This window comes from Uliginosibacterium sp. H1, assembly GCF_036017065.1.
Taxonomy (GTDB): Bacteria; Pseudomonadota; Gammaproteobacteria; order Burkholderiales; family Rhodocyclaceae; genus Uliginosibacterium.
On the sequence record NZ_JAYXHR010000001.1, the window covers coordinates 1,570,048 to 1,597,036 of the forward strand.

The window sequence follows — 26,989 nt, forward strand, 5'->3', positions numbered from 1 at the left end:
CCCACGACAGGCCGACACGACACGATGCCGCGCTGCCTCAACCGAATCACCCGGTTCCTTGCCCTGCTCCTCTGCGCAGCAGGCGCGCCCTCCGCCTTCGCGGCGCATGCCTATTCCCAGTTCGGCGACATCAAGTACCCCGCCGGCTTCACGCATTTCGAGTGGGCCAACCCGCAGGCCCCCAAGGGCGGCGAGGTGCAACTGGTGGCGCCGACCCGGATCACCCAGTTCGACAAGTACAACCCTTTCACGCTGAAGGGTACGGCGCCGCCCGGGCTCACCGGCCTGATGTTCGAGAGCCTGCTGACCGGCAGCCTCGACGAGCCCACCACCGGCTACGGCCTGCTGGCGGAAGACGTGACGGTCGCGCCCGACAGGCTGTCGGCCACCTTCCGCCTGCGCGCGGAAGCGCGCTTCAACGACGGCTCGCCGGTGCAGGCAGCGGACGTGAAGCACAGCTACGACATGCTGGTCAGCAAGCAGGCGGCACCGGTGTTCCGCTCGGTGTATGCCGACATCAAGCAGGTGACCGTGGTGGACGCGCGCACCGTGCGCTTCGTGTTCAACCGGCCGAATGCGGAAGCCCCGCTTGTGGCAGGCGGCATTCCGGTGTTCTCGCGCAAGTGGGGCGGCGGCAAGCCTTTCGACCAGATCGTCATGGAGCAGCCGGTAAGCAGCGGCCCCTACAAGGTGGGCCGGGTGGACTTCGGCCGCGACATCACCTACCAGCGCGACGCCAGCTACTGGGGCCGTGACCTGCCGGTACGCCGCGGGCTCTACAACTTCGACCGCGTGACCTACAAGGTCTACAAGGACAGCACCGCGCAGACCGAGGCCTTCATGGCCGGCGAGTTCGACTACGTGCAGGTGTTCTCCGCGAGGGAGTGGGCGCGCGTCTATCGCGGCAAGAAGTTCGACCGTGGCGAACTGGTCCGTGAAGAGTTGCAGACGGGCAACGCCGGCGACTTCCAGGGCTACCTCATCAACACCCGCCGCGCACGTTTCGCCGACCCGCGTGTGCGCCGCGCCATCGGGCTGGCACTCGACTACGAGTGGATGAACCGCCAGTTCTTCTACAACAGCTACACGCGGGTCCGCGGCTTCTTCAACGCCAGCGACTTCGAGTCGAAAGACCTGCCGACGCCGGATGAGCTCGCGGTGCTGGAGCCGCTGCGCGACAAGCTGGCGCCGGAAGTGTTCACCCAGCCTGTGCCCCTGCCGCCGGTGACGACGCCCCCCGACAGCCTGCGGGGCAACCTGCGCGAGGCGCGCAAGCTGCTGGCGGATGCCGGCTGGACCTATCGCGACGGGGCCTTGCGCAACGCGAAGGGCGAAGTGTTCACCATCGAGATCCTCGACAGCGGTGGCGGCCTCGCGCGCATCGTCACGCCCTACGTGCAGACGCTGGCCAAGCTGGGTTTCCGCACCGAGTACCGGGTGGTCGACTTCGCACTGCTGCAGAAGCGCCTGGACGTCTTCGACTTCGACATGACCAGCCTGCGCCTGCTGGGCAGCGAGGCGCCGGGCGCCGAACTGCAGGACCGCTTCACCTCGCGCGCAGCGGAAACGGAGGGCAGCAGCAACCTCATGGGGCTGCGCGACCCGGCGGTGGACCGCCTGGTCGACCTCGCGGTGTCATCGACCACGCGGCCGGAACTCGTCGCCCGCCTGCGCGCGCTGGACCGGGTGCTGCGCCACGGCCACTACACGGTGCCGCACTGGTATTCCGGCAGCTTCCGCGTGGCCTACCGCGCCAACAAGTTCGATCGCCCCACCGTCGCGCCGCGCTACTACCAGGCCGAGTCCTGGCTGCTCGCCACCTGGTGGCGCAAGCCGTGATCCACCACCCTGACTGACGACACACCATGTGGGCCTACATCCTCAAACGCCTGTTGCTGATGATTCCCACGCTGCTGGGCATCCTCACCATCACCTTCGTGGTCATCCAGTTCGTGCCCGGCGGCCCGGTGGAGCAGATGGTGTCGCAACTGCAGGGCCGCAATGCCGGCGGTGAAGCAGCGGGTGCAGGCGGAGGCGCCGACTACCGTGGCCGCCAGGGCGTGGACGCGGCGCAGGTGGAAGAGATCAGGAAGCTCTACGGCTTCGACAAGCCGGCCGGCGAGCGTTACCTGCAGATGCTCGGCCAGTTCGCCCGCTTCGACCTGGGCAAGAGCTTCTATCACAACAAGGATGTGTGGGAACTGATCCTGGAGAAGCTGCCGGTGTCCATCACGCTGGGGCTGTGGACCTTCCTGCTCACCTACCTGATCTCGGTGCCGCTGGGCATTGCCAAGGCGGTGCGCGCCGGCACCCGCTTCGACACCGGCACCACCCTGCTGATGCTGCTGGGCTACGCGATTCCCAGCTTCGTGCTGGGCGTGGTGCTGATGGTGCTGTTCGCTGGCGGCAGCTTCGTGCAGTGGTTCCCGCTGCGCGGCCTCACTTCGGCGAACTGGGACGAGCTCACGATGATGGGCAAGCTGCTGGACTACCTGTGGCACATCATCCTGCCGGTGACCGCGATGGTCATGGGCAGCTTCGCGGTCATCACGCTGATGACCAAGAACTCGGTGCTGGAGGAGATCCGCAAGCAGTACGTGCTGACCGCGCGCGCCAAGGGCCTGCCGGACCGCACGGTGCTTTGGCGGCACGTGTTTCGCAACGCCCTGATCCCCATCATGACCGGCTTCCCGGCGGCCTTCGTCGGGGCCTTCTTCTCCGGCTCGCTGCTCATCGAAACGCTGTTCTCGCTGGATGGCCTCGGCCTGCTGTCGTATGAATCCGCCATCCGCCGCGACTACCCGGTGGTGCTGGGCAGCCTGTTCCTGTTCACGCTGATCGGACTCGTCACCACGCTGATCCGCGACCTGGCCTACGTGTGGGTCGACCCGCGCGTGAGGTACGACTGAGATGACCGACGCTGCCAGGCACGCCACCCCCGACGCCATCGCGATGACACCTTCGATGTCCGCATCCCCGACGCCCTCCCCTCTTTCCAGCACCGTCACCCTCGGCCCCTGGCGCCGTGCCTGGCGTCGCTTCCGCGCCAACCGCCTCGGCTACTTCAGCCTGCTGCTGTTCAGCGTGCTGGTGCTGATCAGCGTCTTCGCCGAAGTGCTGTCCAACGACAAGCCACTGGTGGTGCGCTATGAAGGCCGCTGGTATTTCCCCATCGTGCAGACCCTGCCCGAGACGGAATTCGACGGCGACTTCGAAACACCGACCGACTACCACGACCCCTTCATCCGCGAGCAGCTGGCGAAGGGCAGCAACTTCGCAGTGTTCCCGCCCAACCCCTACCACCACAGCACGATCAACTACTTCGCCACCGAACCGAACCCGGCACCACCCACCGCGGAAAACTGGCTGGGCACCGACGACCGTGGCCGCGACCTGCTGGCGCGCCTGCTCTACGGCTTCCGCCTGTCGGTGTTCTTCGCGGTGGTGGTGGCCGGGCTGTGCACCGTGGCCGGCGTGCTCTACGGTGCCATCCAGGGCTACTTCGCCGGCTGGACCGACATCGCCATGGAGCGCGGCGCGGAAATCTGGGGATCGATGCCGCAGCTCTACATGCTGATCATCTTCTCCGCGCTGTTCGCGCCCAGCTTCGGCCTGCTCATCGTGCTGATCGCAGCCTTCGGCTGGCTGGGCATCGCCGCCTACGTGCGCGCGGAATTCCTGCGCAACCGCACGCTGGACTACGTGCGTGCCGCCCGCGCGCTCGGGCAGAGCGATCGCATCACGATCTTCCGCCACATCCTGCCCAACAGCCTGACGCCGGTCGTCACCTTGGTGCCCTTCGAGATGACGGCTGCCATCGGCGCGCTGACCAGCCTGGACTTCCTCGGCCTCGGCGTGCCGCCGGACACGCCCAGCCTCGGCGAGCTGCTGTCGCAGGGCAAGAACAACCTGGATGCCTGGTGGATATCGCTATCCACCTTCGTCGTACTGGTCGTCACCCTGCTGCTGCTGGTGCTGATCGGCGACGCCCTGCGCGACGCGCTGGACCCGCGCAAGGAACTGAAGGGGGACGCAGCATGAGCGCAGCCGGCCCATCCCCGCAGACCTCTCCGCTGCTGGAAGTCCGCGAGCTGTCCATCGCCTTCGGCGAACGCCGCGTGGTCGACCGCGCCTCCTTCAGCATCGCTGCCGGCGAGAAGCTGGCCCTGGTCGGCGAGTCCGGATCGGGCAAGAGCGTCACCGCGCTGTCGGTGCTGCGCCTGCTGGAAAACGCGCGCCTCGACGGCAGCATCCGCTTCGATGGCCGCGAGGTCACCAGCCTGTCGCAAAGCGAACTGCAAGGCCTGCGCGGCAATGACATCGCGATGGTGTTCCAGGAGCCGATGACGGCGCTGAACCCGGTGATGAGCATCGGCGCGCAGATCATCGAGGCGCTGCAACTGCACCGGCCGCTGTCGCGTGCGCAGGCCACCGAGCAGGCCATCGCCGCACTGCGCGAGGTCGGCATGCCGGAGCCTCAGCGCCGGCTGGACAGCTACCCGCACCAGCTTTCCGGCGGCCAGCGCCAGCGCGCGATGATCGCCATGGCACTCGCCTGCGAACCCAAGCTGCTGATCGCCGACGAGCCCACCACCGCGCTGGACGTCAGCATCCGCCGCCAGATCCTCGACCTGCTGGACCGCCTGCGCGCCGAGCGCAAGCTCGCCGTGTTGATCATCACCCACGACCTCAACCTGGTGCGCCGCTTCGCCGACAAGGTGGCGGTGATGGAGCACGGCGTGCTGGTCGAACAGGGTCCCGTCGCCGAGGTGATGCAGCGCCCACAGCACCCCTACACCCGCAAGCTGATCGACAGCCGGCCGCAACGCGAAGTCGGCCCGCCCGGTGACGGCATCGTGCTGGAAGCCAGCAAGGTGCGCGTCGACTACCCGGTGAGCCGCCCCGGCATCCGTGGCTGGTTCGGCAAGGACCGCTTCACTGCGGTGCAATCGGCCAGCTTCAAACTCTCGCCCGGCGAGACGCTCGGCGTCATCGGCGAATCCGGTTCCGGCAAGACGACGCTCGCGCTGGCCCTGCTCAGCCTGTTGCCTTCCAGCGGCGACATACGGGTGCATGGCCAGGCGTGGAATGACCTGTCACGCGAGCAACGCCGGCAATTGCGCCGCCGGGTGCAGGTGGTGTTCCAGGATCCGCTGTCGTCGCTGTCGCCACGCATGACCGTCGAGCAGATCGTCGGCGAGGGGCTGGAGGTACATGAACCCACACTGTCGAAACTGGAGCGACGCGAACGCATCCTGCAGGCGCTGCACGATGTCGGCCTGTCGGAGAACGGCCAGATCGAACCGCTGCTGGCCCGCTATCCGCATGCGTTTTCCGGCGGGCAGCGCCAGCGCATCGCGATTGCACGGGTGCTGATCCTGCGCCCTGACATCCTGGTGCTGGACGAACCGACCAGCGCGCTGGACGTGACCATCCAGCAGCAGGTGCTGCGCCTGCTCGCCGAGTTGCAGCGCAAGTACCGGCTGTCCTACGTGCTGGTCACGCACGACATCGAAGTGGTGCGCGCGATGGCGCATCGCGTGCTGGTGATGAAACAGGGTGAGGTACTGGAAGCCGGCAGCGTGGATGAAGTGCTGGGCACGCCACGCGTCGACTACACGCGCGAACTGCTGGCCAGCATCGCCGACTGATGCGCAAGCGTTGGACACGCTGCCTGCACCCACAAAAGCAAAAAGCCCGCGAAACGCGGGCCTTTTGCTTTTCTGCCTGTGGCCCACTCGCATTCGTCATGCGCGGCCACCCGGAAGAATGCTTACTTCTTGACGGCCTTCTTGGCCTTGCCGGAAGCCACCGCGGTCTTGAAACCGGCGCCAGCGGTGAAACGCGGCACGGTGGTCGCGGCGATCTTGATCTTTTCGCCGGTCTTCGGATTCTTGCCTTCGCGTGCGGCGCGAGCAGCAGCCTTGAAGGTACCGAAGCCCACGAGGGTCACGGTGTCGCCACCGGACACAGCCTCTTCGATCGCGGCGATGGCCGCATCGAGGAACTCGCCCGAAGCAGTCTTGGATTGGTTGGTCTTCTCAGCAATCGCTGCCACCAGTTCAGATTTGTTCATGAGTGTTCCTGTAGTGATTTGAGCGCATGTCAGCACCGGCAACCCCGCCGCGCTGTGGCGCAATGATTACACAGCATTCGGCCGGTGGGGCCATCTATCGCTTTTTCATCAGCATATGAAGGACAGAAGGAATTGGCTGGACACCGGAAGGCATCTGCCCGCTAGAATCACGCCAGCGCGCAACTTGCTGTGCACGCTGCAACGTTTCTGACAGCAGAGGCGATCTTTCTTTTCTTACTTTCTGGATACTTATGGCAACCACCAAGAAAGCAGTAAAAGCTCCTGTGGCCAAGGCCACCAAGAAGCCCGCAGCCAAGGCTGCGCCCGCCAAGAAGGCCCCTGCCGCAAAGGCCGCGCCGGCCGCCATCAAGCCGATCAAGGACACCTTCACCAAGGCTGGCCTGGCGACTCACCTGGCAACCGCTGCCGGCGTCGAGCCCAAGGCCGCCAAGGCCGTGCTGGCCGCGCTGGAAGCGACCATCCTGGGCGCCATCCACAAGAAGGGTGCTGGCGAATTCACGCTGCCCGGCCTGCTGAAGATCGGCGTGCAACAAGTGCCCGCCAAGAAGAAGCGCTTCGGCAAGGACCCGTTCACGGGTGAAGAGCGCTGGTTCGATGCCAAGCCGGCAACGGTGCGCATCAAGGCCCGCGCACTGAAGAAGCTGAAGGACGGCGCAGCCTGATCGCATCAGCCTGCAAGAAAACGGCCCGCCTGAGCGGGCCGTTTTTGTTTTGCGCGGGGGTTTGCGAACGATGCGTGGCGTGGCCACCACTCGCGGTAAACCACTAGCGCTAAACACGCGACGCCAATCCGGCGACAAAGAAAAAGGCCCGCTTGCGCGGGCCTTTTTCCTGAAGCTGGTGCTGCTGACCGGAATCGAACTGGTGACCTACTGATTACGAATCAGTTGCTCTACCGACTGAGCTACAGCAGCGAAGAGGCGCGGATTTTACCTGCCACCCTGCCCTCAGGCAAGCTCGGCAACAGTCTTTCCCGTCAGGCCGGCACCTCGTAGCCTGCATCGCGCACGGCCGCGGCGAGCTGTGCTGCGCCCACCTTTTCCGGATCGAAACGCACGGTGGCCTGGGCTTGCGGCAAGGAGACCGTGACTTCGGCGACGCCGGGCAGACCGCTCAGCACACGTGTGACGGCGGCCGAGCAACCGCCACAGGTCATGCCCTGTACCGGGAGGGTCAATGTTTCGAGTGCTGCCCGATCTGATGCCATATCCAGTGCCATGTCGATTCCTCCGGTGTGCAGATCACGCCTTGCCACAGCTCACCACCCAGCGTCCGGGCGTGCCACAGACCCCATATGCCGAAGCCGAGCACCAGCAGTCCGCTGACGATGCGCAGGGCGCGTCCCTGCATGAATTGCCTGAAGCGCAGCATCAGCATGCCGGCCAGCAGCAGGTTGGGCAAGGTGCCCAGGCCGAACGCCAGCATGAGTCCGGCACCGTTCAGGGCCGAGCCGCTGACCAGCGCGGTGCCCAGCACGCTGTAGACCATGCCGCAGGGCAGGAAGCCCCACAGCATGCCGGTCGGCCATGCGCTGACGAAGCTGCCGGGCTGCATGCCGCGCCGCGACACCCAGGGGCGCAGGCGCTGCCACAACCGGTGACCGAGCCGCTCCGGCCAGGCCAGGACGCGGGTGAAGCCGAGGAGGTAGAGGCCCAGCGCGACCAGCATCAGGTTCGCGGCGACGTACAGGCCGATCTGGACGGGCAGCAGGTCGTTGAAAAGCAGGCCGGCGGAACCGATTGCGCCCAGCAGGCATCCGAGCAACGTATAGGTAGCGATACGGCCCAGGTTATAGCCGAGGTGGATGGGCCAGCGCGCGCGTGACGCGGGCTGGCGTGCGCCCATGGCGGCCACGATGCCGCCGCACATGCCCGCACAGTGGGTGCCGCCAAGCAGGCCGACAAGGAAGACCGCGATGTAGCCGGAATCGAACATGGCGAAGGGCTGAGTCGGCGCAAGTGTAGAACATCTTCGCCGGCCTCCAAACGTCGCGCAGAAAGCGCGATAATCACCTTTGATGATGATCAACAGGGGTTCTGCAGTGGAACACAAGACATTTTTCTCGATCACCCCAACCACCATGCGCGCGGCATGCTCCCAGTGCAACATGCGCGAACTGTGCATCGCGGTCGGCCTCGAAGACCAGGACCTCCACAAGTTGGACCAGATCGTCGCGCGTCGCAAGATCAAGCGCGGCGAACACCTGTACCGCGCGGGTGACACCTTCACCGCGATCTACGCCGTGCGCACTGGCTTCTTCAAGACCGACCTGATCGGCGACGAAGGCCAGGAGCAGGTGACCGGCTTCCAGATGGCGGGCGAAATCCTCGGCATGGATGGCATCAGCACCGACACCCACGTCTGCAATGCCACCGCGCTGGAAGACAGCGAGGTCTGCATCATCCCCTACGAGAACCTCGAAACCCTGTCGCGCGAAGTACCTTCGCTACAGCACCAGTTCCACAAGTTCATGAGTCGCGAGATCGTGCGCGACCAGGGCCTGATGGTGCTGCTCGGCTCGATGAAGGCGGAAGAACGCATTGCCGCGTTCCTGCTCAACCTGTCCACGCGCATGAAGGCGCGCGGCTACTCCGCGTCGGAGTTCCACCTGCGCATGACGCGCGAGGAAATCGGCTCCTACCTCGGCCTCAAGCTGGAAACCGTGAGCCGCACGCTGTCGAAGTTCGATGCCGAAGGCCTGATCGGCGTGCAGCACAAGCACATCCGCATCCTCAACGGACAGGGCCTGCACGACCTGCTCGATCACGGCACCAACACCTGAGTCTCCTGAGTGGCATCCACCGAGTCGCCGGCCGCAACGGCCGGCGACGACAGTCAGAGATTGGCACGCAGCAGGCGGAATGACATCGCCATGCATGCTCATCGAGTGGCGTGTAGCACCGCCGCGTAGCCACCTGACACCGCAGCACCGCGCATGGACGGTAGACCCGCAGCGCTTGCTGCGCGCATGCACCGCTGGCACATCCCGCTTTCAGCGCAGTCCTACGCCGCACTGGCGTTGACTTGCGTCAGGATGGGCCGACCACGCTGGTCTATGTTCATAGAAGGCGGACGGTCCGTGCCACATGCGGCGGACCCTGTTCCGGACCGCGCGGTACCACGACAAGGAGGGCAACATGTACAAGCACATCCTCGTTCCCACCGACGGCAGCGAGCTGTCTTCCGACGCCATCGACCAGGCCTGCATGCTGGCCCGCTCGCTCGGCGCCCGCGTCACCTTGCTGTATGTCCAGCCTGACTATCCCCAACCCATCGTGGGGGAAGGCGCATTGATCGCGCCGGAGCATCGCGATGACTACCTGCGGGGCGCAGCCGAACTGGCGGAGAAAGTGCTGCGGGAGGCTGCCATGCGGGTAACCCTGCATGAGGTATCGGTCGACACCCACACCGAGGTGAGCGACCGTCCCTGGCAGGTCATCGTGCACGTGGCGGAGCAACGCCAGTGCGACCTGGTGTTCATGGCGTCGCACGGACGACGCGGGCTCGCAGGCCTGCTGATCGGCTCCGAAACCCACAAGGTGCTGACCCACTGCAAGACGCCGGTGCTGGTCTATCGCTAGCAGCCGGCCGGCACTCATACCGGCGGCCGGCTAGGCCGCCGGACCGTTCTCGTACAGGGGCCTGGACAGGAAGACGGTGGCCAGGCTCGATGCCGCGCAGATCAACCAGAACGCGAAGAAACCCAGGGAGTAGGTCGCCAGCGGTGACCACTCGACCGGCTGGCCCAGGAGGTACAACTCCTGCGGGTTGACCAGGGTGAAGAAGAGCGCTTCGGCCAGGCCGGCGACGAAGAAGGACGGCCACAACACCAGTACCAGTTTCATCCCGCGTCTCCTTTTCCGCGCGTGGCGGAAGCGTGTCCTTCCGCGTGCAGCGGAGGGGTGTAGCTGTCAGGGCATCACCGGCTGGCTGCGTCGATGCGCAGTGCTTGTTGCAGGGGCCAGACCAGGTTGCCATCCAGCCGCCATGCATGTGTTGCGTCTTCGATGATGACATGCCAGCGACCCGTCGCCAGCCCGTCGAGCGCTGCGCCATCCTGAAGACGATAAACGCCCCCGCCGTCCTGCGCCGTCGTGCGCACGAAAGTGATGCGCCGGTCCTGTCCCCCTCGCGTCGGATGGGCCAGCGTCAGGTCGATGGCCGCCGGCAGTTGCAGGCCCTCGCGGCCGGACAGCTGCACGCGCACACCTGCGCCCTCCCCCACCAGTTCCGCCGCCAGCCCCATGTCGGCTGCCATGCGGCCACGCGCCAGGGTGCGGTTGATGGTCAGCCCCTGCTTGTAATAGTCCTCGGCCACCACGCCATCGGTGCCGTTCGCAGCGATGACGAAGGTGATGATGCCGGCCACCATCGTCAGCGCCGGAATGCCGAAGAGGATCCAGGGCCAGGGGTAATGCCACCAAGGGTGGGCGTCTCGATCGAGGCGGTGGGCGGGCGCATTCATGGGCGGGTAGTCGTGGTGGCTGTTTGTGGGCGACGCTTTTTTTATAGGTTCTTCTGAAGTGACGGTCAGGGCATGGTGAAGACGGATTTCTCACGGGCGTGCAGGTCCGGGTCATCCAGGCCTTTCACCTCGAAGTAGATCGCATGCGAGCCCTTTGGTGCCGCGTCCATCGGGGTACGCACACGCAGGGTCAGGCTGCGGTTCTGCTCCGGTTCCATGCTCACCTCGCTGGTGCCATCGATGCGTGCGCCGTCGATGCCGGACACCTGTATGCCGAAGCGTTGCGCGCGCTCGGCCATGTTCATCATCTGCAGCGTGTAGACGTTCTCGATGAACTCGCCTTCCACTTCGCGCGCCAGCGTGCGGCGATCCTTGATGACGTCCACCCTCAGCACGGAGCGCGTGGACAGCGACCACAGGAACGCCACGCAGAGGATGAGCAGTGCAGTGCCGTAGATCAGCACGCGCGGGCGCAGCACGTGACGCAGGATCGCCTTGCCGTCCCACTTCTGGCGGATCGCGTTCTCGGTGGAGTAGCGGATCAGGCCTGGCGGATAGTTCATCTTGTCCATGACCTGGTCACAGGCGTCGATGCAGGCCGCGCAACCGATGCACTCGATCTGCAGGCCGTTGCGGATGTCGATGCCGGTCGGGCACACCTGCACGCAGATGCCGCAGTCCACGCAATCCCCCTTGCCCGCCGCGCGATGGTCCTCGCCCTTGCGGCGCGAACCGCGCGGTTCGCCGCGCAACGTGTCGTAGGTGATGGTCAGCGTGTCGGCATCGAACATCACGCTCTGGAAGCGCGCATAGGGGCACATGTACTTGCACACCTGCTCGCGCATCACACCCGCCATCAGGTAGGTGAAGCCGCCGTAGAACAATGCCCAGAAGAGTTCCCAGCCGCCGATGTCGAACTGGAACATCGCCTGCAGCAGTTCGCGGATCGGCGTGAAGTAACCGACGAAGGTGATGCCGGTCCACAGCGACACCGCGCCCCAGGCACCATACTTGGCGCCCTTGATGGCGAACTTGCGCGCCGAGGGCGGTGCGGCGTCGAGCTTCATGCGCCGCGCGCGGTCGCCTTCGATCTTCTCCTCGATCCACATGAAGATCTCGGTATAGACCGTCTGCGGACACGCATAGCCGCACCACAGCCGCCCGGCCACCGCGGTGAACAGGAACAGGGAGAACGCGGAGATGATCAGCAGGACGGCAAGGTAGAAGACGTCCTGCGGCCAGAACACCCAGCCGAAGATGTAGAACTTGCGCTCGACCAGATGGAACAGCACCGCTTGGCGGTCGTTCCACGGCAACCAGCACAGGCCGTAGTAGAGCAGCTGGGTGATCCACACCAGCGCCCAGCGCCAGCGCGCGAAGATGCCGCTCACCGCACGCGGGTACACCTTCTGCCGCACCTCGTACAGCGAGTCGTCGGCGGCAACGATCGGCACCACCCGCGCCTTGGCGCGGATGCGCGGCTTGGTGCTGGCTGAGTCCTCGCTCATGAGCGGTGCCCCCGCTGCTTACTGCTGTCTGGACAGGCTGAGGACGTAGGCGGAGAGCAGGTGCACCTTGCTGTCGCCCAGCAGGTCATGGAAGGCAGGCATCTGGTTCTGGCGGCCCTTGCTGATCGTCTCGATGATGACGGCCTCGGAAGAGCCGTAGAGCCAGGTCCGATCGCTCAGGTTGGGCGCACCCAACGCGACGTTGCCCTTGCCATCCGCGCCGTGACAGGCCACGCAGTTCTGCGCGAACAACTCGCGCCCGCGCTGGGCGCGCAGCGAGTCATGCGCCAGGCCGGACAGCGAACGCACGTAGTTGGCGACGTCCTTGGTGCCCTCGCCACCCAGCGCTGCGCCCAGCGGCGGCATCACGCCGGTGCGGCCCTGGGTGATGGTGGTCTTGATCGCCTCGGGAGTGCCGCCATGCAGCCAGTCGCCATCCGCCAGGTTGGGGAAGCCGCGCGAGCCGCGTGCGTCGGCGCCATGACATTGCGCGCAATAGGTCAGGAACAATCGCTGGCCCATCGCCTGGGCCTCGGGATCGGCGGCCACCGCCTGCAGGTCCTGCTTCAGGTACTTGTCGAAGATCGGGTCGTAGCGCTCGGCGGCGCGTGCCATCTCGGCCTCGTACTCGCCCTTCGATGTCCAGCCCAGCCGCCCGGCACTGGTGCCCAGCGCGGGGTACAGCAGGAAGTAGCCCAGCGAGAAGATCAGCGTGAGCCAGAACAGGTACAGCCACCAGCGCGGCAGCGGGTTGTTGTACTCCTGCAGGTCTTCATCCCAGACATGACCGTGCAGCTCCACCGGGCCCGCCTTGCGCCGGGTCATGTTGGAGGCCAGCACCCACGCGCAGTAGAGCAGGCTCAGGATGGTGAGACCCGCGACGTAGTAGTGCCAGAACTCGCTGACGAAATCACTCATGGTGTTCAGCCCTCGTTACGGGGTTCGTTGTGCGGCTGGCCGGAATGGGTGGCCTCCGCTTTGTCGTCGTCGAAAGGCAGCATCTCCGCCTCGCGGAAACCGCGCTGGGCACCACGGCTGTAGGCCCACACCGCGATCGCCACGAAGCAGATGAAGCCCAGCAAGGTCAGCAGGCTGCGCAGGATGTTCTGCTCCATGGCCGGCTCAGCGCGTGCTCTTGACTGCGGTGCCAAGGCCCTGCAGGTAGGCCACAATGGCGTCGAGCTCGCTCACGCCTTCCAGCTGCTTCGCGGCGCCCGCGATGTCGGCGTCCGAATACGGCACGCCCAGGGTCCGCAATGCCCGCAGCTTGCTCTCGATGTCGTCCGCATTCACCGGGCGCTGCAGCCACGGGAAGGCCGGCATGTTGGATTCCGGCACCACGTCACGCGGGTTGATCAGGTGCATGCGCTGCCAGGTGTCGGAGTAACGGCCACCGACGCGCGCGAGGTCCGGTCCGGTGCGCTTGGAGCCCCACTGGAACGGACGGTCATAGACGAACTCTCCAGCCACCGAGTAGTGACCGTAGCGTTCGGTCTCCGCACGGAAGGGACGGATCATCTGCGAGTGGCAGTTGTAGCAGCCCTCGCGCACGTAGATATCGCGACCGACGAGGCGCACGGGGTCGTAGGGCTTCACCCCTTCCACCGGCGTCGTGGTGGATTGCTGGAAGAACAGCGGCACGATTTCGACCAGGCCGCCGACGCTGATGACCAGCAGGGTCAGGACGATGAGCCAGCCGACGTGGCGTTCGATGATTTCGTTGTTCAGCTTCATGCGGACGCGCTCCTCAGTGGGCTGCTGCCGTAGGCGCCAGTACCGGCGCGTTGAAGGGCTTGCCGCTCCACATGGTGCGGAACATGTTGTAGGCCATGATGAACATCCCGGCGAGGAAGAGGACGCCGCCCAGCAGGCGAACGGTCCAGAAGGGATAGCTGGCCTTCACGCTCTCGACGAAGGAATACGTCAGCGTGCCGTCCGGGTTGGTGGCGCGCCACATCAGGCCCTGCATGACGCCAGCAATCCACATCGAGGCGATGTACAGCACGATGCCGATGGTGGCGATCCAGAAGTGCGCCGTGATGAGACGCACCGAGTACATCTCCTGCTTGCCGTACAGGCGCGGCAGCAGGTAGTAGATGGCGCCGATGGAGATCATCGCCACCCAGCCCAGCGCGCCGGAGTGCACGTGGCCGATGGTCCAGTCGGTGTAGTGCGATAGCGCGTTGACCGTCTTGATCGACATCATCGGACCTTCGAAGGTCGACATGCCGTAGAAGGACAGCGCGGTGATGAGGAACTTGAGGATCGGGTCGGTGCGCAGTTTGTCCCAGGCACCCGACAGGGTCATGATGCCGTTGATCATGCCGCCCCAGCTCGGCGCCAGCAGGATCAGCGAGAAGGCCATGCCCAGCGACTGCGTCCAGTCCGGCAGCGCCGTGTAGTGCAGGTGGTGCGGGCCGGCCCACATGTAGGTGAAGATCAGCGCCCAGAAGTGCACCACCGACAGGCGGTAGGAATACACCGGGCGGCCCACCTGCTTGGGCACGAAGTAATACATGATCCCGAGGAAGCCCGCGGTCAGGAAGAAGCCCACCGCGTTGTGGCCGTACCACCACTGGATCATCGCATCCTGCACGCCGGCGTAGGCCGAGTAGCTCTTCCACAGGCCGACCGGCATGGCTGCCGAGTTGACGATGTGGAGCAGCGCCACCGCGATGATGAAGGCCCCGTAGAACCAGTTGGCCACGTAGATGTGCGGCGTCTTGCGTTTGGCGATGGTGCCGAAGAAGACGACGGCATACGACACCCAAACCACGGCGATCAGGACGTCGATCGGCCATTCCAGCTCGGCGTATTCCTTGCCGCTGGTGAGCCCCAGCGGCAGCGTGATGGCCGCCAGCACGATGACCAGCTGCCAGCCCCAGAAGGTGAAACTGGCCAGCCAGGGCAGGAACAGCGAGGTATGGCTGGTGCGCTGGACGACGTAGTAGGACGTGCCCATCAGCGCACAACCGCCGAAAGCGAAGATCACCGCGTTGGTATGCAGGGGGCGCAGGCGGCCGAAGTGCAGCCACTCCGCGACGTTCAACTCGGGCCACACGAGTTGGGCAGCGATGAACACGCCGACGGCCATGCCGACGATGCCCCAGATCACTGTCATCACGGAAAACTGCCGCACTACCTGGTAGTCGTACGTCGCCTGTGTCTGCATGTATCGCCTCAGTGTTGGTGATGACGGACGCCACCAGAGCCGTGCGCGATCCAGCCTGCCACGGCGGCCGGCGGATAGCGGGCGCGAGACTACCGGAAGCAAACCCCGCGCCATTTGACGAGGATCAAACGACGCGAAGTCTCACGAAAAATTCTAGCAAACACATCTGGTCGTTGCTGGTCGAAATGCCACTGGCAAGCCCCGCTTATCGGTCTTCCGGACGATCCGGCGGACTCTCCGGTGGCCGATCGTCATCGTTCAGCATGCGCCAGGCCGGCCCTTCCATGTCGTCGAACTGGCCGCTGCGCAGGCACCACCAGAACACCGCGCCGATGGCGAACACCAGCAGGATGGAAATGGGAATCAGTATGTAGAGGCTTTCTTCCACGATGGCTTCTTCCGCGATGGCGGGCGCATTGGCCGCAAGGACAAGAGCCCTGCGCGATGACGGGGAGTGTGCGTGAGAAAGCGTTTCCGACGCGAGGTTCAGCGCGACAGGCGCAGGGCGTTGAGCACCACCAGCAAGGAACTCAGGCCCATGCCGAGCCCCGCCATCCAGGGCGTCACCCAGCCCGCCATGGCCGCGGGAATCGACAGCAGGTTGTAGGCCGCCGCCCAGCCCAGGTTCTGGCGGATGACGCGCAACGTGCGGCGCGCCAGCACACGGCCCTCGCCCAGCCGCGCCAGGCTGTCCTGCAGCAATACGATGTCGGCCTGCTGCCGTGCCAGGGCCGTGCCACCTGCCATCGCGACGGACACATCGGCGGTGGCGAGCACCGGCGCGTCATTGACGCCGTCCCCGATCATCGCCACCACCTTGCCTGCATTCTGCAAGCTCCGCACGGCTGCCTGCTTGTCCTCGGGCAACATCGCAGCGCGCGCGTCGGCGATGCCGAGCCGTTGCGCCAGTGCATTCACCGGGGCCACGGCATCGCCGCTGAACACCGACATGCCACCCCCCTCCGTGCGCAACTGCGCGACGAGCGCCGGCGCGTCCGGGCGCATGGCATCACCGACATCGAATGCCGCGATCCAGCCCTCCTCGCTGGCGAGCAGCACCTCGCTGCCACCGGACGGCATCCACGGTGCAGGCTCGGTCAATCCCGTTTGTGCCTGCACGAAACCGGCGCGACCGATGGCATGCAGGCGGCCGGCGATGCGCGCCACCACGCCCTGCCCTGCCACCGCCCGCAGATCCTCCACCGCGGGCCGCGCAGCCGGTGCCGCCTCGATGATCGCCGCGGCGATGGCATGGCCAGCATCACGCTCCAGCGCCGCGGCGATGGCCAGGGCATCGGCCTGCATGACACCCGGTGCGCAGGACAGGCCGCGCAGGTGCATCGCCCCATCGCTGAGCGTGCCGGTCTTGTCGAAGGCGAAATGCCCTGCACGGCCCAGCGTCTCGATGGCGTGCGCACGCGTGACCAGCAGGCCGTGCCGGCGCATCGCCTCGATGGCGACGGTGAGCGCCGCCGGTGTCGCCAGCGACAAGGCACAGGGGCAGCTGACCACCAGGACCGATACGGCGACCCACAGGGCGCGCCCCGCATCGTGCTGCCACCACCAGGCAAAGGCGGCCGCGGCGAGCAGCAGCACGCTGGCGACGAATACGCCGGCCACGCGCTCGGCCTGTTGCACTACGCGAGGCCGCTCCATCGCCGCACGCTCGATCAGGCGACGGATGGTGGACAAGCGTGTCTGGTCACCGACCCCTGTCGCCCGGATACGCAACGGGCTGGCGCTGTTGACGCTGCCGCACAGCACGGCGTCGCCCACGGCCCTCGGCAGCAGACGGCTCTCGCCGCTGAGCCAGGCTTCGTCCACCTCGCTGGCGCCCTCCACCACCACGCCATCGACGACGATCGTCTCGCCCGGCCACACGCTGATTTCGTCGCCCACCGCGAGCACGGCAACGGGCACCTGGTGCACCTCGCCCTGCCCGTCGACGCGCCGCGCGAACGCCGGCACCGCACGCGCCAAGGCTTCGGCACCGCGCTGCGCGCGCTGACGCGCCAGCATTTCGGCATAGCGCCCGGCGAGCAGGAAGAACACGAACATCGTCACCGAGTCGTAGTACACCTCCCCTGAGCCGCTCAGGGTCGACCACAGGCTGGCGACGAAGGCAGCGCCGATGCCCAGCGCGACCGGCACGTCCATGCCGAGTCGCAGCATCCACACGTCTCGCCAGGCGCGCCTGAAGAAAGGCGCCGCCGAGTACAGCACCACCGGCAGGGTGAGGATGAGGCTGGCCCAGCGCATGATGGCGGCCGCGGTATCCGACAGCTCGCCGTCGCCAGCGATGTAGGCCGGGTAGGCATACATCATCACCTGCATCATGCCGAAGCCAGCGATGAACAGGCGCCATAGCGCCTCGCGCCGCTCGCGCTTCGCAATGCCTTCCGCGTCCTGCGGGTCGTAGGGCCAGGCGCGGTAGCCGATGCGCGCCACGGCCGCGAGAATGGCAGAGAGGCGCTGCTCGCCGGCTGCGTCGCCGTCCTTCCAGCGCACCCGCGCGCGGCGCGTCGCGTAGTTGACGTGGACCGCGCGCATGCCGGGCAGGCCGGCGAGCGTGCGCTCGTTGAGCCACACGCAGGCTGCGCAGGTGATGCCTTCCAGCACGAGATCGGCCTCGCACTCTCCGGGAACCGGCTCACGCACGAAGCCTTCGCGGAATTCCCGTCTGTCATAGAGCGACAGCTCGTCGGGCAAGGCGGCGTCCGCCGGCGACTCCGGCAGCGCACTGCGCTGGCGGTAGTAGTCGGACATGCCGCTCGCGACAATGGTCTCGGCAACGGCCTGGCACCCGGCGCAACACATCGGCCGCATGCTGCCCTCCACCATCGCCTGCCAGGTGCTGCCCGCGGGTACCGGCAGACCACAGTGGTAGCAGGTTCCGGCAGCGCTCACCGGCGCCAGCCCTGCTCGAAGACGTCCAGCTCGGAGTCGGAGAAACCGGCCTTGCGCCGCGCATCCCGGTTGAATGGCGGACGCGGCGTCGGCGCCGCGTACTCGCTGAGCAGCATGCGGAAGGCGGCTTCCGGTTCGAGGCCACGCGCGTTGCAGGCAGCGCGGAACCAACGGTCACCGATGGCCACGTGACCGATCTCGTCGCGCAGGATGATGTCGAGGATGGCCAGGCTGGCGCTGTCCTTGATGGATTGCAGCTTGGCCTGTATCGGTGGGGTGGCGTCCAGTCCGCGCGCTTCGAGCAGCCGCGGCACCAGCGCCATGCGGGCCAGCAGGTCGTGGTCGGTCTTCACCGCCATTTCCCACAAGCCGTTGTGCGCATCAAAGTCCCCGTACGCATGGCCGAGTTCGGCAAGGCGCGCGGCCAGCAGGCGGTAGTGCTGGCTCTCCTCCAGTGCCACGCGCAGCCAGTCGTCGATGAACTCGCGGCCACACGCGCTGAAGCGATACACGCAATCGAGCGCGAGATTGATCGCATTGAACTCGATGTGCGCCACGGCATGCAGCAGCGCGGCGTGGCCTTCGCGTGTGTGCGGGCTGCGGCGCGGCACCGCATCGGCGGCAACCAGTGCAGGCTTCTGTGGCCGTCCGGGAACCGGCAGGCGGACATGCTCCGCCGGCGGCCGGCTCGCCAGTTCACCGCGGTGCCAGGCCTGGGACAACGCCTCCACCTGCAGGCATTTCTCTGCCGGTTGCTCGCACAGCAAGGCGCGCAATGCCGCCGTCTCGACGCCAGCATCGAGCGGAGCGGAAGGCTGCAGTGAGGGGGAGTTCTGGACTTGCATGGTCTGGCAGGGACGCCCGGGTCTTCATCACGCACACGATGTGACACCGGGCCGGACTTGCCGCGCCCCGGGCTTGTCGCCATTATGCCGCAGCGGCACCCGCTGTCCGGCCGCCCACCTGCCCGCCCACCTGCCCGCCCCAAGCCTCGCCCGGGAAGCCGCGCCATGCCGACCACGCTCAAGCACCATACCTATTGGCGAAGGAACCTCCGCGTCACCGCCGTGCTGCTGACCATCTGGTTCGCGGTGACCTTCGTGGCCTCGTACTACGCGCGCGAGCTCAACCACATCGTCATCTTCGGGTTTCCGCTCGGCTTCTACATGGGCGCCCAGGGCGCCCTGGTGGTCTACGTGCTGATCATCGGTTTCTACGCGCGGTACATGAACCGCCTGGACCGCGAGTTCGGCACCGACGACAACGCGGCCTGAACCCGCGAGTCCGACGCCACGTCAGGATGACGCTTCCCCGCGCGTGGCCTCCGCCAGTTCATCCCGCAGCAAGCGGGCCTGCGATGCATCGACCTGCTCCAGCCTTGCAAGCGTGATGCCGAAGGCATCACCCTGCCCTGCGTGGTGTTGCGCGAGGGCAAGTTGCCGCAGCAGCTCGCCATCGTCCGGCCGCAACGCCAGCGCGCGCACCAGGGCAGCTATGGCTTCGGCATGCGCACCCGAAGCAGCCTGGCAGATACCCACGCCATGCCAGGCTTCGGCACTGTCTTCCGCCTGTCGCGTAGCGCGTGTGAACCAGCCCAGGGCCTCCTCTTCCTTCCCCCTTGCCAGCGCGATGTGTCCAAGGCGCAGGGCTGCCTCCAGGTTCTGCGGATCGATCAGCAGCACCTCGCCCCAGGCGTGGGCGGCGAGCCTGCGCAGGCCGATCGCTTCAAGCAGGCGGGCTCGCTGGCGGCCCAGGGCGACGGCAATGCTCACGACGGACGTTCCTTCGGAAAGTGGAGAGGCTGCCTACAATAGGCGGGTTCTTTGTCCAGCGCGAGCGTGTATGAGGTTCTACGTGAAGTGGCCGGCATGGACCTCCTGATCAGCATCCTGCGCATTCTGGTGGAGGTGGCCGGCCTGGCGTTGCTCGGCCAGGGGGCGTTGTACCTGCTGGCGGGTGCGCGCCGGGACGACAATGTCATCTACCAGCTCCTGCGCCTGATCGCATCACCCCCGGTCAGGGCGATGCGCGCGGCACTGCCACGGGCGATCAGCGACCGGCATGTACCGGTGGTGACGTTCTTCGTATTGATGTGGGCCTGGCTGGGCCTGGCCTTCCTGCGTCACGCCCTGTAGCCGCAACGGCCGTCGTCAGGCAGCCATCAGCGGGGTGGGGGCAGGCTTCGCGAGATTGCGCAGCATGCGCACGCCGAACTTGAGCCGGCTGCGATCCCAAGGGGTAAAGCGGCGCAACTGCAGCACGTCGTCGCCAGCCTGCGAAGCGCCCCAGGCGGTGGACACCGCCGCATCGAAACCGAGCTCACGCACCATCCGCACGTGCTGCCCAAGGTAGTCTTCGCCCGGCTTGCCGTTGGGATAGGCAAACAGGCCGACGCGGGCACCGATGATGTCTTGCAGCATCGCACGCCCTTGCGCAATCTCTTCGCGCGCGGCCGCATCGTCCAGCCGTGCCAGGATGGGATGGCTGCAGGTATGCGCCCCGACCGTCATGCCCTGCCGGTGCAGGTCGGCCACCTGGGCGTCGGTCATCATCAGGTTGCCCGGCAGCGTCGCGCGGCTGCGCTGCGCCACCTCTTCCACCGCAGCCTGCCGGGCTTCGGGTTCCAGGTACTTGATGCGGCCGATGAGCGCCAGCGCCGCGCGACTGCGCGAAGCTGCGTCGTCCAGGCGATGACGGCCCCACTGGCCGAGATCCAGTTCGCCGCCGGGTGCCGTGCGCATGGATTCGATGAGGCCGTCATTCCACATGCGCCCACCGTTCAGGAAGCCGGTGGCGACGAAGAATGTCGCCGTCAGGCCGTGCTGCCTGAGGATGGGCAAGGCCACCGAGTGGTTGTCCTCGTAACCATCGTCGAAGGTGATGGCGAGCGCGCGCGCCGGCAGCGTGCCTGCGCGCAGCCGCTCCACCGCTTCCGGCAAAGGCAGCACGCTGTACCAGTCCTTCACCCAGCGCAGCATGGCATCGAAGCTGCGCGCGTGGATCTCGCCGGGAAACAGCGGGTCCGGCTGCGGGCACACGCGGTGGAGGATGAGGATGGAAAGACGGGCGCGGTCACCCGCCGGGGCCAGCAGCCCGGTCAGGTTGCGGATCATGTCGTCACCATTCCGGATTTCTTCTTTGCCTTTTCGGCATTGCGGGCTTCGGCCTCCTCGGCTTCCGCCTCCCAGCCACGCTTGACCATCCAGCGACGCGCCGCGGCCGTCAGGATGAGGATGTTATAGGGCAGGTCGAAGTAGGCCAGGCTGAGGAACGCGCCCCCCACCGCGTAGCCCACCAGCGCGACCTGGCTCATCGCCCCCAGCGTGGCGGCCCACTCGGTTTCCGGCCTGCCAGCCGCGTGCTTGCGCAGCCACCCGGCGTCCCGCCAGGTGAACAGCCACATCAGCATGAACAGCGTGAAACCGATCCAGCCATGCTCGCCCAGCACCTGGAAGTAGATGCTGTGCGCAGCCTTGACGTCGAGTGGATCCGGCGCGTAGCGCATGAAGACCGACACGTTGTAGATCGCATACCCGCCACCGAAGAAGTTGTCGTTGGCAAGGTTGAAGGCCATCCACCACGCGTTGATCCGCCCCAGCGCCGAACCGTCCTCTTCGTAGGTCTTGATGGTGTTCATGCGCTCCCAGTAGTGCTCGGGCATCAGCATCATCACCGCCGCGGCACCAACGACCAGCAGCAGGCCGAACATGAACTTGTGCTTGCCGCGCCACCACATCATGGCGCCCATGGCGGCGATCGCAACGAAGGCGCCGCGCGAGTGGCTACCGATGGCGGAGGCAGCGCACAACAGCATCGCCCCGGTCATCGCATGACGCTCCCAGGGTCGCTTGAGCTGGGTCTGCAGGAAGCGCATCAAGGGGATGGTCACGATGAGCGCGAGAGCCAGTTCATTGTTCCCCTCGATGAAAGATTCCATCGGCCCCCATACGCGGTGGTTGCCACCGGTGAGGATGGTGAAGATGCCGCCCTTGACGCCGTAGAAGGCCAGCGAGGCCACCGCCACGCCGGTCAGCGCAATGATTTGCGAACGCTTGTAGATGAGGGACAGCGCCACCAGCACCATGAAGTCGATCTTCATGACGCGGTCCCACATCGAGTATGCCGCGTCGGGGAAGAACGAGAACGGGAAGGTGATGCACATCCACACCATGAACAGCAGCAGCATCCAGGCCGAAGGCCCCGGCAGCGGATTGCGGCGATCCTTGGTGAGCAGGAAGCCCAGCAGCAGACAGGCCGCGATGATCAGCGCGACGGGCATTTCCTGGGTACGCCATCCCAGCCGGTGCGGGTTCATCAGGCTGATCCAGGTCCAGCCGAGAACGCCGATCCACGGGTGACGCAACGACACGAGCGCACAGGCGCCCACCAGACCGAGGATGATCAGGTCGGTCATGTCGTGGCTCCTGTCAGCGGCTGTCGGGTAGCCCGCTTGCGACCTGCCGCAATATCCTGGAACAGCTGCAGTTGCGCGCGGGTAGTCGCTTCCCAGGAGAAGCCTTCCGCGTATCGGCGTACCGCCGGACGGTCGATGCCAGACAGCAGCAAGGCCTCGATCGTCCGGGCAAAAGCGGCACCTTCGCGCTCCGCGACCAGCCGCCCGGCCACATCGTCCTGCACGACCTCCGGGGTGCCCCAGATCCGGGTCGCCACCACGGGCGTGCCACAGGCCATGCTCTCCAGCAGCACATTGGCCCAGCCTTCGCGGCTTGAGGCCAGCACCAGCACGTCGGCCGCGCTGTACCACTGGTAGAGCCGGGCATTCGGCACGGCGCCGATCAACTTCGCCCGGCCACCGAGGCCGGCGGCCGCGATGCGGGCCTCCAGCGCCTGGCGCTCCTCGCCTTCGCCCACGATGCACAGGCTGACATCGGCGGGCAGGCTCTTCAGCGCATCGATCGCAACGTGATGCCCCTTGCGTTCCACGAGATGCCCCACCGACAGGACCAGGCGGCCGTCAGCGGGCAGACCCAGTGCGGCGCGTGCTTCGTGCTGCGGCACGGGGCGGAAGCGCTGCAGGTCCACCCCGTTGCGCATGACGTGCAGCCTGGCCGGGGGCACGCCCATGTCACGCAAGACATCCATCAACGCGCCACACACCCCGATCGAACCCTGCGCCTGGCCAGCGGCCCAGCGGATCATGCGGCGCGGCAGCGCGTACTGCGGAATCAGGTTGAGATCCGTACCGCGCGCGGTGATGACCAGCGGCTTGTTGAACCAGCGTGCCAGCAATGCGGCGGCAATGCCATCCGGGTAATAGTAGTGGGCGTCGATGACGTCGAAGTCGTAGCCGTCGGCAAGCAGCTTCGCCACGGACGCGCGGGCACCGAGCGCCAGCGTCAGCGGCGCGGTGGTCATGCCCACCTTCGGCGCCAGCAGGTAACGGGGATGCAGCACCTCGATGCCGTTGTAGGTTTCAGCATGCGGCGTCGCAGCCATGCGGGCGCGATCACCGAAACGCGGATCGCGTGACGGAAACCAGGGTACCGGTGCCACCACGCGGGTTTCCACTTCACCGGACGCCAGCAGCTCGCGCAGGCGGGTTTCGACGAAGATGCCGTGCGTCGGCCGCACCGACGACGGGTACAGGGTCGAGAACAGCAGCGTGCGCAGTTTGCGGCCGGTGCTCACTGTCAGCGGCTCCCGGCGCGGGCCTGTGCGTCCGCGTAGACGTGACCGTAGCGGCTGACGCTGTTGCGCCAGTTGCGTTCGTTCTCGACGAAAGCACGGCCGGCGCTGCGCAGCGCCTCCCAGCGCTCCGGTGCGTTGAGCAGGCGCAATACGGCGTCGGCCAGTGCCGCCGCACTGCCGGCCTTGAACAGCACGCCGGTGTCCCCATCGCGGATCAGTTCCTTGTGGCCGCCGACATCGGACGCCACGAAGACGCGTTGTTGCGCCATCGCCTCCAGCGGCTTCAGCGGTGTGACCAGCTCGGTCAGTCGCATGCTGTGGCGTGGGTAGGCCAGCACGTCGACCAGGTCGTAATAGCGCTGCACGTCAGCGTGCGGCACGCGGCCGGTGAACACCACCTTGTCGGCAATGCCCAGGCGCGCCACCTGCTCTTTCAGCGCCGCGTCCTGGAAGCCGCCGCCCACCATCAGCAGGCGGGCATCAGGACGTGCAGCGAGAATCGCCGGCATGGCGGTGACCAGCAGGTCCAGACCTTCGTAGGCGTAGAACGAGCCGATGAAGCCGACCACCGCGCAGCCTTCGAGCCCGAGTGCACGCTTCAGGTCCGCATCCGGCGGACCGCTGGGCGTGAAGGTTTCGACGTCGACCGCGTTCGGAATCACCGTCACTTTCGCTGCATCGATGCCGCGCGCGACGATGTCGCTGCGCAGGCCCTCGCAGATCGTGGTGACGTGATCGGCATTCTTCAGCGCCCAGGTTTCCAGCGCGCGGGTGGCGCGGTAACGCAGGCCCCACTCCTTGCTGGTGCCGTGGTCGACCGCGGCGTCCTCCCAGAAGGCACGCACTTCATATACGACGGGGATGCCGAGCTTGCGGCCGACACGGATGGCGGGAATCGCATCGAGCACCGGCGAATGCGCATGCAGGGCATCCGGCTTGAGCTGGCGCGCGAGTTCCTCCAGGCGCTGCGTCGTCGCCTGCATCTGTTCCCACTCGCGCAGCACCGGCAGCGTCCGCTTCGGCGTGAAAGGCCAGGTGCGATGGAAACGCAGGCCATCCACTTCCTCCTCGCGTACGCTGCACTTCTCCTGCTTCGGCGACGTGAGGTGATGCGTCTCCCAACCGAGGGCGCGCTGCTCGCGCAGGATGGCCGCGGTGCGGAAGGTGTAGCCGCTGTGCAGCGGGATGGAGTGATCGAGGATGTGCAGGATGCGCATTCAGCGTGACTCTTGGCGTGGCGTGTTGGCGGTGGCTATGCGGACGGGCATCAGGCGGCGGCGAGTTCGGGCGCCGTGGCGATGCCTTGCGATTGCGCCAGGAAGGCCTCGAACATCAGCAGCGTCCAGATCGGTGCGCTGTAATCACGCGTGCCGGCCTGGTGGGCCGACACCAGGTGCTCCAGGTAGCTGCGGTCGAACAGGCCGGAGCCGGCCAGCGTGTCGCCCAGCAGGCTGTTGCGCACCCGTTCGCGCAGGGGGCCGCGGAACCAGCGCGACAGCGGCACCGCGAAACCCATCTTCGGACGGTACAGGATCTCCTGCGAGAGCTGCGGTTCCAGCGCCCGTTTGAACAACAGCTTGCCCTGCTGGCCCTGCAGCTTCAGCGAGGACGGCAAGGTCGCCAGCCATTCGACCAGCGGGTGATCCATCAGCGGCTCGCGCACTTCCAGCGAATGCGCCATCGATGCGCGGTCCACCTTGGTGTTGATGTCACCGACCAGATAGGTCTTCATGTCGATGTACTGCACCAGCGCCAGCGCGTCATCGGTACCGGCGCGTGCCGCGTGATGGCGGAAAACCTCCACCGCGTTGTAACCCGCCAGTTCCTTCTTCAGCGATGACGAGAACAGGCGCGCGCGCATGGGGTCACGCAGGATGGATACGCTGTGGAAGTAGCCCTCCACCGCGTCACGCGACAGGCCTTCGAAAGTGGTCTTGGCGCGGAACACGCGCGGCGCCCAGTCGGCCTTGGGATACAGCTTGCCGAGCGTACCGAACAGCGGCCGGCGCAGCGACAGCGGCAGCATGTTGCGGGCGCGCTCTTCCATCGCGTGCAGACGGTAGCGTCGGTAACCGCCCATGGCCTCGTCGCCGCCATCACCGGACAAGGCCACGGTGACCCGCTTGCGGGCAAGCTGGCAGACACGGTAGGTAGGCATCGCCGAGCTGTCGGCATAGGGTTCGTCGTAGAGACGCGCCAGGGTATCGATGAGATCGAAGTCGTCGCTCGCCACCGTCTCCACGAAGTGGTTGGTGCCGTAGCGCTGCGCCACTTCGCGCGCATAGGCGCCCTCGTCGTAGGCCGGATCGTCGAAGGAGATCGAACAGGTGTTGACCGGCGTGGCGGAAATGCCGGCCATGGTCGCCACCACCGCGCTGGAGTCCACGCCACCGGACAGGAAGGCACCCAGCGGCACTTCGGCGATCATGCGCAGGCGTACCGATTCGCGCAGGCGCGCCAGCAGTTCGTCGCAGGCGTCCTCCATGCTCATCGGGTTGCTCAGCGTAAAACGGACATCCCAGTACTCGCGCGTCGCCGGCATCGGCTGGCCGCGGCGCAGGGTCAGCGTGTGGCCCGGCGGCAGCTTGAGCGCAGCCTTGTAGATGCTGCGTGGCTCCGGCACGTAGCCGAGCGCGAAGTACTCTTCGATGGCCTGCGGCTCGATCTCGCGCGGCAGCGACGGATGCGCCATCAGCACCTTCAGCTCCGACCCGAACAGGAACTGGCCGTCGGCGAGCAACGCGTAGAACAGCGGCTTCACGCCGAGGCGATCACGCGCGAGGAACAGCGTGTCGCGATTGCGATCCCACAGTGCAAACGCGAACATGCCGCGGAAGCGACGCACGCAATCCTCGCCCCACTGCTCCCAGGCATGCACGATCACTTCGGTATCGCTGTGCGTGCGGAAGACATGGCCGAGCGCCTGCAGTTCCGGCACCAGCTCCTGGAAGTTGTAGATCTCGCCGTTGAAGACGACGATGACGGAGCCATCCTCGTTAGCCAGCGGCTGCTGCCCGGTGGACAGGTCGATGATCGACAGGCGGCGGTGCGCCAGTGCCACGCCAGGCTCGAAATGGAAGCCCCCTTCATCGGGGCCGCGGTGGAACTGCACGGTATTCATGCGCTCCACCAGGTCGCGCGGAAAGTCGCGACGGCCACGCAGATCGAAAAGTCCGGCGATGCCACACATG

28 protein-coding genes and 1 tRNA gene are annotated in these 26,989 nt (G+C 66.3%); 9 read left to right on the forward strand and 20 right to left on the reverse strand.

What is annotated here, in order from left to right; genetic code table 11:
- Positions 1 to 24: 24 nt before the first annotated feature.
- The 4 genes from VVD47_RS07165 to VVD47_RS07180 are packed head-to-tail and all read left to right on the forward strand — an operon-like array spanning position 25 to position 5,651.
- Complete coding sequence (locus tag VVD47_RS07165) at positions 25 to 1,839, forward strand: extracellular solute-binding protein (protein WP_327602718.1); 1,815 nt, start codon at positions 25 to 27, stop codon at positions 1,837 to 1,839.
- Between the two features lie 26 nt (positions 1,840 to 1,865).
- Positions 1,866 to 2,909 (forward strand): microcin C ABC transporter permease YejB, encoded by a 1,044-nt coding sequence (locus VVD47_RS07170; RefSeq protein WP_327602719.1) that lies wholly within the window; start codon positions 1,866 to 1,868, stop codon positions 2,907 to 2,909.
- Position 2,910: 1 nt separating this feature from the next.
- Positions 2,911 to 4,041, forward strand: a complete 1,131-nt coding sequence (locus tag VVD47_RS07175; RefSeq protein WP_327602720.1) for an ABC transporter permease — start codon at positions 2,911 to 2,913, stop codon at positions 4,039 to 4,041.
- Entirely contained in the window at positions 4,038 to 5,651 is a 1,614-nt protein-coding gene (locus VVD47_RS07180; RefSeq protein WP_327602721.1) for an ABC transporter ATP-binding protein, read from the forward strand. The genes VVD47_RS07175 and VVD47_RS07180 overlap by 4 nt, the downstream gene beginning before the upstream one ends.
- 122 nt (positions 5,652 to 5,773) lie before the next feature.
- Here VVD47_RS07180 and VVD47_RS07185 read toward each other — a convergent pair whose 3' ends face one another.
- A complete protein-coding gene (locus tag VVD47_RS07185; RefSeq protein WP_327603197.1) occupies positions 5,774 to 6,094 on the reverse strand; it encodes an HU family DNA-binding protein in 321 nt (106 codons plus the stop codon).
- A gap of 266 nt (positions 6,095 to 6,360) precedes the next feature.
- Between VVD47_RS07185 and VVD47_RS07190 the strand changes: the two genes are divergently transcribed.
- A complete protein-coding gene (locus VVD47_RS07190) occupies positions 6,361 to 6,759 on the forward strand; it encodes an HU family DNA-binding protein (RefSeq protein WP_327602722.1) in 399 nt (132 codons plus the stop codon).
- Between the two features lie 176 nt (positions 6,760 to 6,935).
- Here VVD47_RS07190 and VVD47_RS07195 read toward each other — a convergent pair.
- The 3 genes from VVD47_RS07195 to VVD47_RS07205 form a co-directional block, all read right to left on the reverse strand.
- Positions 6,936 to 7,011: transfer RNA gene (locus tag VVD47_RS07195), tRNA-Thr, on the reverse strand.
- Positions 7,012 to 7,073: 62 nt separating this feature from the next.
- Complete coding sequence (locus VVD47_RS07200) at positions 7,074 to 7,274, reverse strand: heavy-metal-associated domain-containing protein (RefSeq protein WP_327602723.1); 201 nt, start codon at positions 7,272 to 7,274, stop codon at positions 7,074 to 7,076.
- A complete protein-coding gene (locus tag VVD47_RS07205) occupies positions 7,271 to 8,032 on the reverse strand; it encodes a sulfite exporter TauE/SafE family protein (protein WP_327602724.1) in 762 nt (253 codons plus the stop codon). The genes VVD47_RS07200 and VVD47_RS07205 overlap by 4 nt, the downstream gene beginning before the upstream one ends.
- Before the next feature lie 145 nt (positions 8,033 to 8,177).
- Here VVD47_RS07205 and fnr point away from each other — a divergent pair, with 145 nt between their 5' ends.
- Both fnr and VVD47_RS07215 read left to right on the forward strand, forming a co-directional pair.
- A complete protein-coding gene (fnr, locus tag VVD47_RS07210) occupies positions 8,178 to 8,879 on the forward strand; it encodes a fumarate/nitrate reduction transcriptional regulator Fnr (protein WP_327603198.1) in 702 nt (233 codons plus the stop codon).
- Between the two features lie 355 nt (positions 8,880 to 9,234).
- Positions 9,235 to 9,678, forward strand: a complete 444-nt coding sequence (locus tag VVD47_RS07215; protein ID WP_327602725.1) for a universal stress protein — start codon at positions 9,235 to 9,237, stop codon at positions 9,676 to 9,678.
- Positions 9,679 to 9,708: 30 nt separating this feature from the next.
- On the opposite strand, the gene VVD47_RS07220 is transcribed toward VVD47_RS07215, so the two are convergent.
- The 10 genes from VVD47_RS07220 to VVD47_RS07265 all read right to left on the reverse strand — a co-directional run bounded on the left by VVD47_RS07220 (position 9,709) and on the right by VVD47_RS07265 (position 18,994).
- Complete coding sequence (locus tag VVD47_RS07220) at positions 9,709 to 9,942, reverse strand: hypothetical protein (RefSeq protein ID WP_327602726.1); 234 nt, start codon at positions 9,940 to 9,942, stop codon at positions 9,709 to 9,711.
- Positions 9,943 to 10,016: 74 nt separating this feature from the next.
- Positions 10,017 to 10,562 (reverse strand): FixH family protein, encoded by a 546-nt coding sequence (locus VVD47_RS07225; RefSeq protein WP_327602727.1) that lies wholly within the window; start codon positions 10,560 to 10,562, stop codon positions 10,017 to 10,019.
- A gap of 65 nt (positions 10,563 to 10,627) precedes the next feature.
- Positions 10,628 to 12,070 (reverse strand): cytochrome c oxidase accessory protein CcoG, encoded by a 1,443-nt coding sequence (gene ccoG, locus VVD47_RS07230; protein WP_327602728.1) that lies wholly within the window; start codon positions 12,068 to 12,070, stop codon positions 10,628 to 10,630.
- Between the two features lie 18 nt (positions 12,071 to 12,088).
- Positions 12,089 to 12,988, reverse strand: a complete 900-nt coding sequence (ccoP, locus tag VVD47_RS07235; protein ID WP_327602729.1) for a cytochrome-c oxidase, cbb3-type subunit III — start codon at positions 12,986 to 12,988, stop codon at positions 12,089 to 12,091.
- Positions 12,989 to 12,993: 5 nt separating this feature from the next.
- Complete coding sequence (locus tag VVD47_RS07240) at positions 12,994 to 13,185, reverse strand: cbb3-type cytochrome oxidase subunit 3 (RefSeq protein WP_327602730.1); 192 nt, start codon at positions 13,183 to 13,185, stop codon at positions 12,994 to 12,996.
- 7 nt (positions 13,186 to 13,192) lie between these two features.
- On the reverse strand, positions 13,193 to 13,804 hold the full coding sequence (gene ccoO / locus VVD47_RS07245; protein ID WP_327602731.1) for a cytochrome-c oxidase, cbb3-type subunit II: 612 nt from the start codon (positions 13,802 to 13,804) through the stop codon (positions 13,193 to 13,195).
- Between the two features lie 13 nt (positions 13,805 to 13,817).
- Positions 13,818 to 15,242, reverse strand: coding sequence for a cytochrome-c oxidase, cbb3-type subunit I (gene ccoN / locus VVD47_RS07250; RefSeq protein WP_327602732.1), 1,425 nt, complete (start codon positions 15,240 to 15,242; stop codon positions 13,818 to 13,820).
- Between the two features lie 205 nt (positions 15,243 to 15,447).
- Positions 15,448 to 15,630, reverse strand: coding sequence for a cbb3-type cytochrome oxidase assembly protein CcoS (gene ccoS / locus VVD47_RS07255; RefSeq protein WP_327602733.1), 183 nt, complete (start codon positions 15,628 to 15,630; stop codon positions 15,448 to 15,450).
- Positions 15,631 to 15,728: 98 nt separating this feature from the next.
- On the reverse strand, positions 15,729 to 18,149 hold the full coding sequence (locus tag VVD47_RS07260) for a heavy metal translocating P-type ATPase (protein ID WP_327602734.1): 2,421 nt from the start codon (positions 18,147 to 18,149) through the stop codon (positions 15,729 to 15,731).
- The gene (locus VVD47_RS07265; protein WP_327602735.1) at positions 18,146 to 18,994 is read right to left on the reverse strand and encodes a ferritin-like domain-containing protein; all 849 of its coding nucleotides are present in this window, start codon (positions 18,992 to 18,994) and stop codon (positions 18,146 to 18,148) included. Before VVD47_RS07265 ends, VVD47_RS07260 begins: the two co-directional genes overlap by 4 nt.
- Positions 18,995 to 19,159: 165 nt before the next feature.
- Here VVD47_RS07265 and VVD47_RS07270 point away from each other — a divergent pair, with 165 nt between their 5' ends.
- Positions 19,160 to 19,423 carry a DUF4212 domain-containing protein gene (locus VVD47_RS07270; protein WP_327602736.1) on the forward strand — a complete coding sequence of 88 codons (264 nt, stop codon included), beginning with the start codon at positions 19,160 to 19,162 and terminating at the stop codon, positions 19,421 to 19,423.
- A 21-nt stretch (positions 19,424 to 19,444) separates the two neighbouring features.
- Here the strand turns inward: VVD47_RS07270 and VVD47_RS07275 are convergent, their stop codons facing one another.
- The gene (locus VVD47_RS07275; protein WP_327602737.1) at positions 19,445 to 19,921 is read right to left on the reverse strand and encodes a tetratricopeptide repeat protein; all 477 of its coding nucleotides are present in this window, start codon (positions 19,919 to 19,921) and stop codon (positions 19,445 to 19,447) included.
- 96 nt (positions 19,922 to 20,017) lie between these two features.
- Between VVD47_RS07275 and VVD47_RS07280 the strand changes: the two genes are divergently transcribed.
- Entirely contained in the window at positions 20,018 to 20,284 is a 267-nt protein-coding gene (locus tag VVD47_RS07280; protein ID WP_327602738.1) for a hypothetical protein, read from the forward strand.
- Positions 20,285 to 20,299: 15 nt separating this feature from the next.
- Here VVD47_RS07280 and VVD47_RS07285 read toward each other — a convergent pair whose 3' ends face one another.
- From VVD47_RS07285 to VVD47_RS07305, 5 genes are read right to left on the reverse strand one after another with little or no spacing between them, the layout of a single operon-like run.
- Positions 20,300 to 21,262: a polysaccharide deacetylase family protein gene (locus VVD47_RS07285; protein ID WP_327602739.1), complete on the reverse strand. Its 963-nt coding sequence runs from the start codon at positions 21,260 to 21,262 to the stop codon at positions 20,300 to 20,302.
- Positions 21,259 to 22,563, reverse strand: a complete 1,305-nt coding sequence (locus tag VVD47_RS07290; RefSeq protein WP_327602740.1) for a putative O-glycosylation ligase, exosortase A system-associated — start codon at positions 22,561 to 22,563, stop codon at positions 21,259 to 21,261. Before VVD47_RS07290 ends, VVD47_RS07285 begins: the two co-directional genes overlap by 4 nt.
- Positions 22,560 to 23,798: a glycosyltransferase family 4 protein gene (locus VVD47_RS07295; RefSeq protein ID WP_327602741.1), complete on the reverse strand. Its 1,239-nt coding sequence runs from the start codon at positions 23,796 to 23,798 to the stop codon at positions 22,560 to 22,562. Before VVD47_RS07295 ends, VVD47_RS07290 begins: the two co-directional genes overlap by 4 nt.
- Positions 23,799 to 23,800: 2 nt before the next feature.
- Positions 23,801 to 25,015 carry a TIGR04063 family PEP-CTERM/XrtA system glycosyltransferase gene (locus tag VVD47_RS07300; protein ID WP_327602742.1) on the reverse strand — a complete coding sequence of 405 codons (1,215 nt, stop codon included), beginning with the start codon at positions 25,013 to 25,015 and terminating at the stop codon, positions 23,801 to 23,803.
- A gap of 50 nt (positions 25,016 to 25,065) precedes the next feature.
- A complete protein-coding gene (locus VVD47_RS07305) occupies positions 25,066 to 26,988 on the reverse strand; it encodes an XrtA/PEP-CTERM system amidotransferase (RefSeq protein ID WP_327602743.1) in 1,923 nt (640 codons plus the stop codon).
- Position 26,989: the final 1 nt, after the last annotated feature.

Excerpts from the sequence above, each read along its gene's own strand:
- VVD47_RS07305 (WP_327602743.1), bottom strand. The coding sequence starts at position 26,988 with ATGTGTGGCATCGCCGGACTTTTCGATCTGCGTGGCCGTCGCGACTTT.
- VVD47_RS07265 (WP_327602735.1), bottom strand. The coding sequence starts at position 18,994 with ATGCAAGTCCAGAACTCCCCCTCACTGCAGCCTTCCGCTCCGCTCGAT.
- VVD47_RS07180 (WP_327602721.1), top strand. The coding sequence starts at position 4,038 with ATGAGCGCAGCCGGCCCATCCCCGCAGACCTCTCCGCTGCTGGAAGTC.
- ccoO (WP_327602731.1), bottom strand. The coding sequence starts at position 13,804 with ATGAAGCTGAACAACGAAATCATCGAACGCCACGTCGGCTGGCTCATC.
- VVD47_RS07225 (WP_327602727.1), bottom strand. The coding sequence starts at position 10,562 with ATGAATGCGCCCGCCCACCGCCTCGATCGAGACGCCCACCCTTGGTGG.
- ccoN (WP_327602732.1), bottom strand. The coding sequence starts at position 15,242 with ATGCAGACACAGGCGACGTACGACTACCAGGTAGTGCGGCAGTTTTCC.
- VVD47_RS07240 (WP_327602730.1), bottom strand. The coding sequence starts at position 13,185 with ATGGAGCAGAACATCCTGCGCAGCCTGCTGACCTTGCTGGGCTTCATC.
- VVD47_RS07170 (WP_327602719.1), top strand. The coding sequence starts at position 1,866 with ATGTGGGCCTACATCCTCAAACGCCTGTTGCTGATGATTCCCACGCTG.
- VVD47_RS07270 (WP_327602736.1), top strand. The coding sequence starts at position 19,160 with ATGCCGACCACGCTCAAGCACCATACCTATTGGCGAAGGAACCTCCGC.
- fnr (WP_327603198.1), top strand. The coding sequence starts at position 8,178 with ATGCGCGCGGCATGCTCCCAGTGCAACATGCGCGAACTGTGCATCGCG.
- VVD47_RS07205 (WP_327602724.1), bottom strand. The coding sequence starts at position 8,032 with ATGTTCGATTCCGGCTACATCGCGGTCTTCCTTGTCGGCCTGCTTGGC.
- VVD47_RS07280 (WP_327602738.1), top strand. The coding sequence starts at position 20,018 with ATGGACCTCCTGATCAGCATCCTGCGCATTCTGGTGGAGGTGGCCGGC.
- VVD47_RS07300 (WP_327602742.1), bottom strand. The coding sequence starts at position 25,015 with ATGCGCATCCTGCACATCCTCGATCACTCCATCCCGCTGCACAGCGGC.
- VVD47_RS07165 (WP_327602718.1), top strand. The coding sequence starts at position 25 with ATGCCGCGCTGCCTCAACCGAATCACCCGGTTCCTTGCCCTGCTCCTC.
- ccoG (WP_327602728.1), bottom strand. The coding sequence starts at position 12,070 with ATGAGCGAGGACTCAGCCAGCACCAAGCCGCGCATCCGCGCCAAGGCG.
- VVD47_RS07285 (WP_327602739.1), bottom strand. The coding sequence starts at position 21,262 with ATGATCCGCAACCTGACCGGGCTGCTGGCCCCGGCGGGTGACCGCGCC.
- VVD47_RS07175 (WP_327602720.1), top strand. The coding sequence starts at position 2,911 with ATGACCGACGCTGCCAGGCACGCCACCCCCGACGCCATCGCGATGACA.
- ccoP (WP_327602729.1), bottom strand. The coding sequence starts at position 12,988 with ATGAGTGATTTCGTCAGCGAGTTCTGGCACTACTACGTCGCGGGTCTC.
- VVD47_RS07290 (WP_327602740.1), bottom strand. The coding sequence starts at position 22,563 with ATGACCGACCTGATCATCCTCGGTCTGGTGGGCGCCTGTGCGCTCGTG.
- VVD47_RS07220 (WP_327602726.1), bottom strand. The coding sequence starts at position 9,942 with ATGAAACTGGTACTGGTGTTGTGGCCGTCCTTCTTCGTCGCCGGCCTG.
- VVD47_RS07215 (WP_327602725.1), top strand. The coding sequence starts at position 9,235 with ATGTACAAGCACATCCTCGTTCCCACCGACGGCAGCGAGCTGTCTTCC.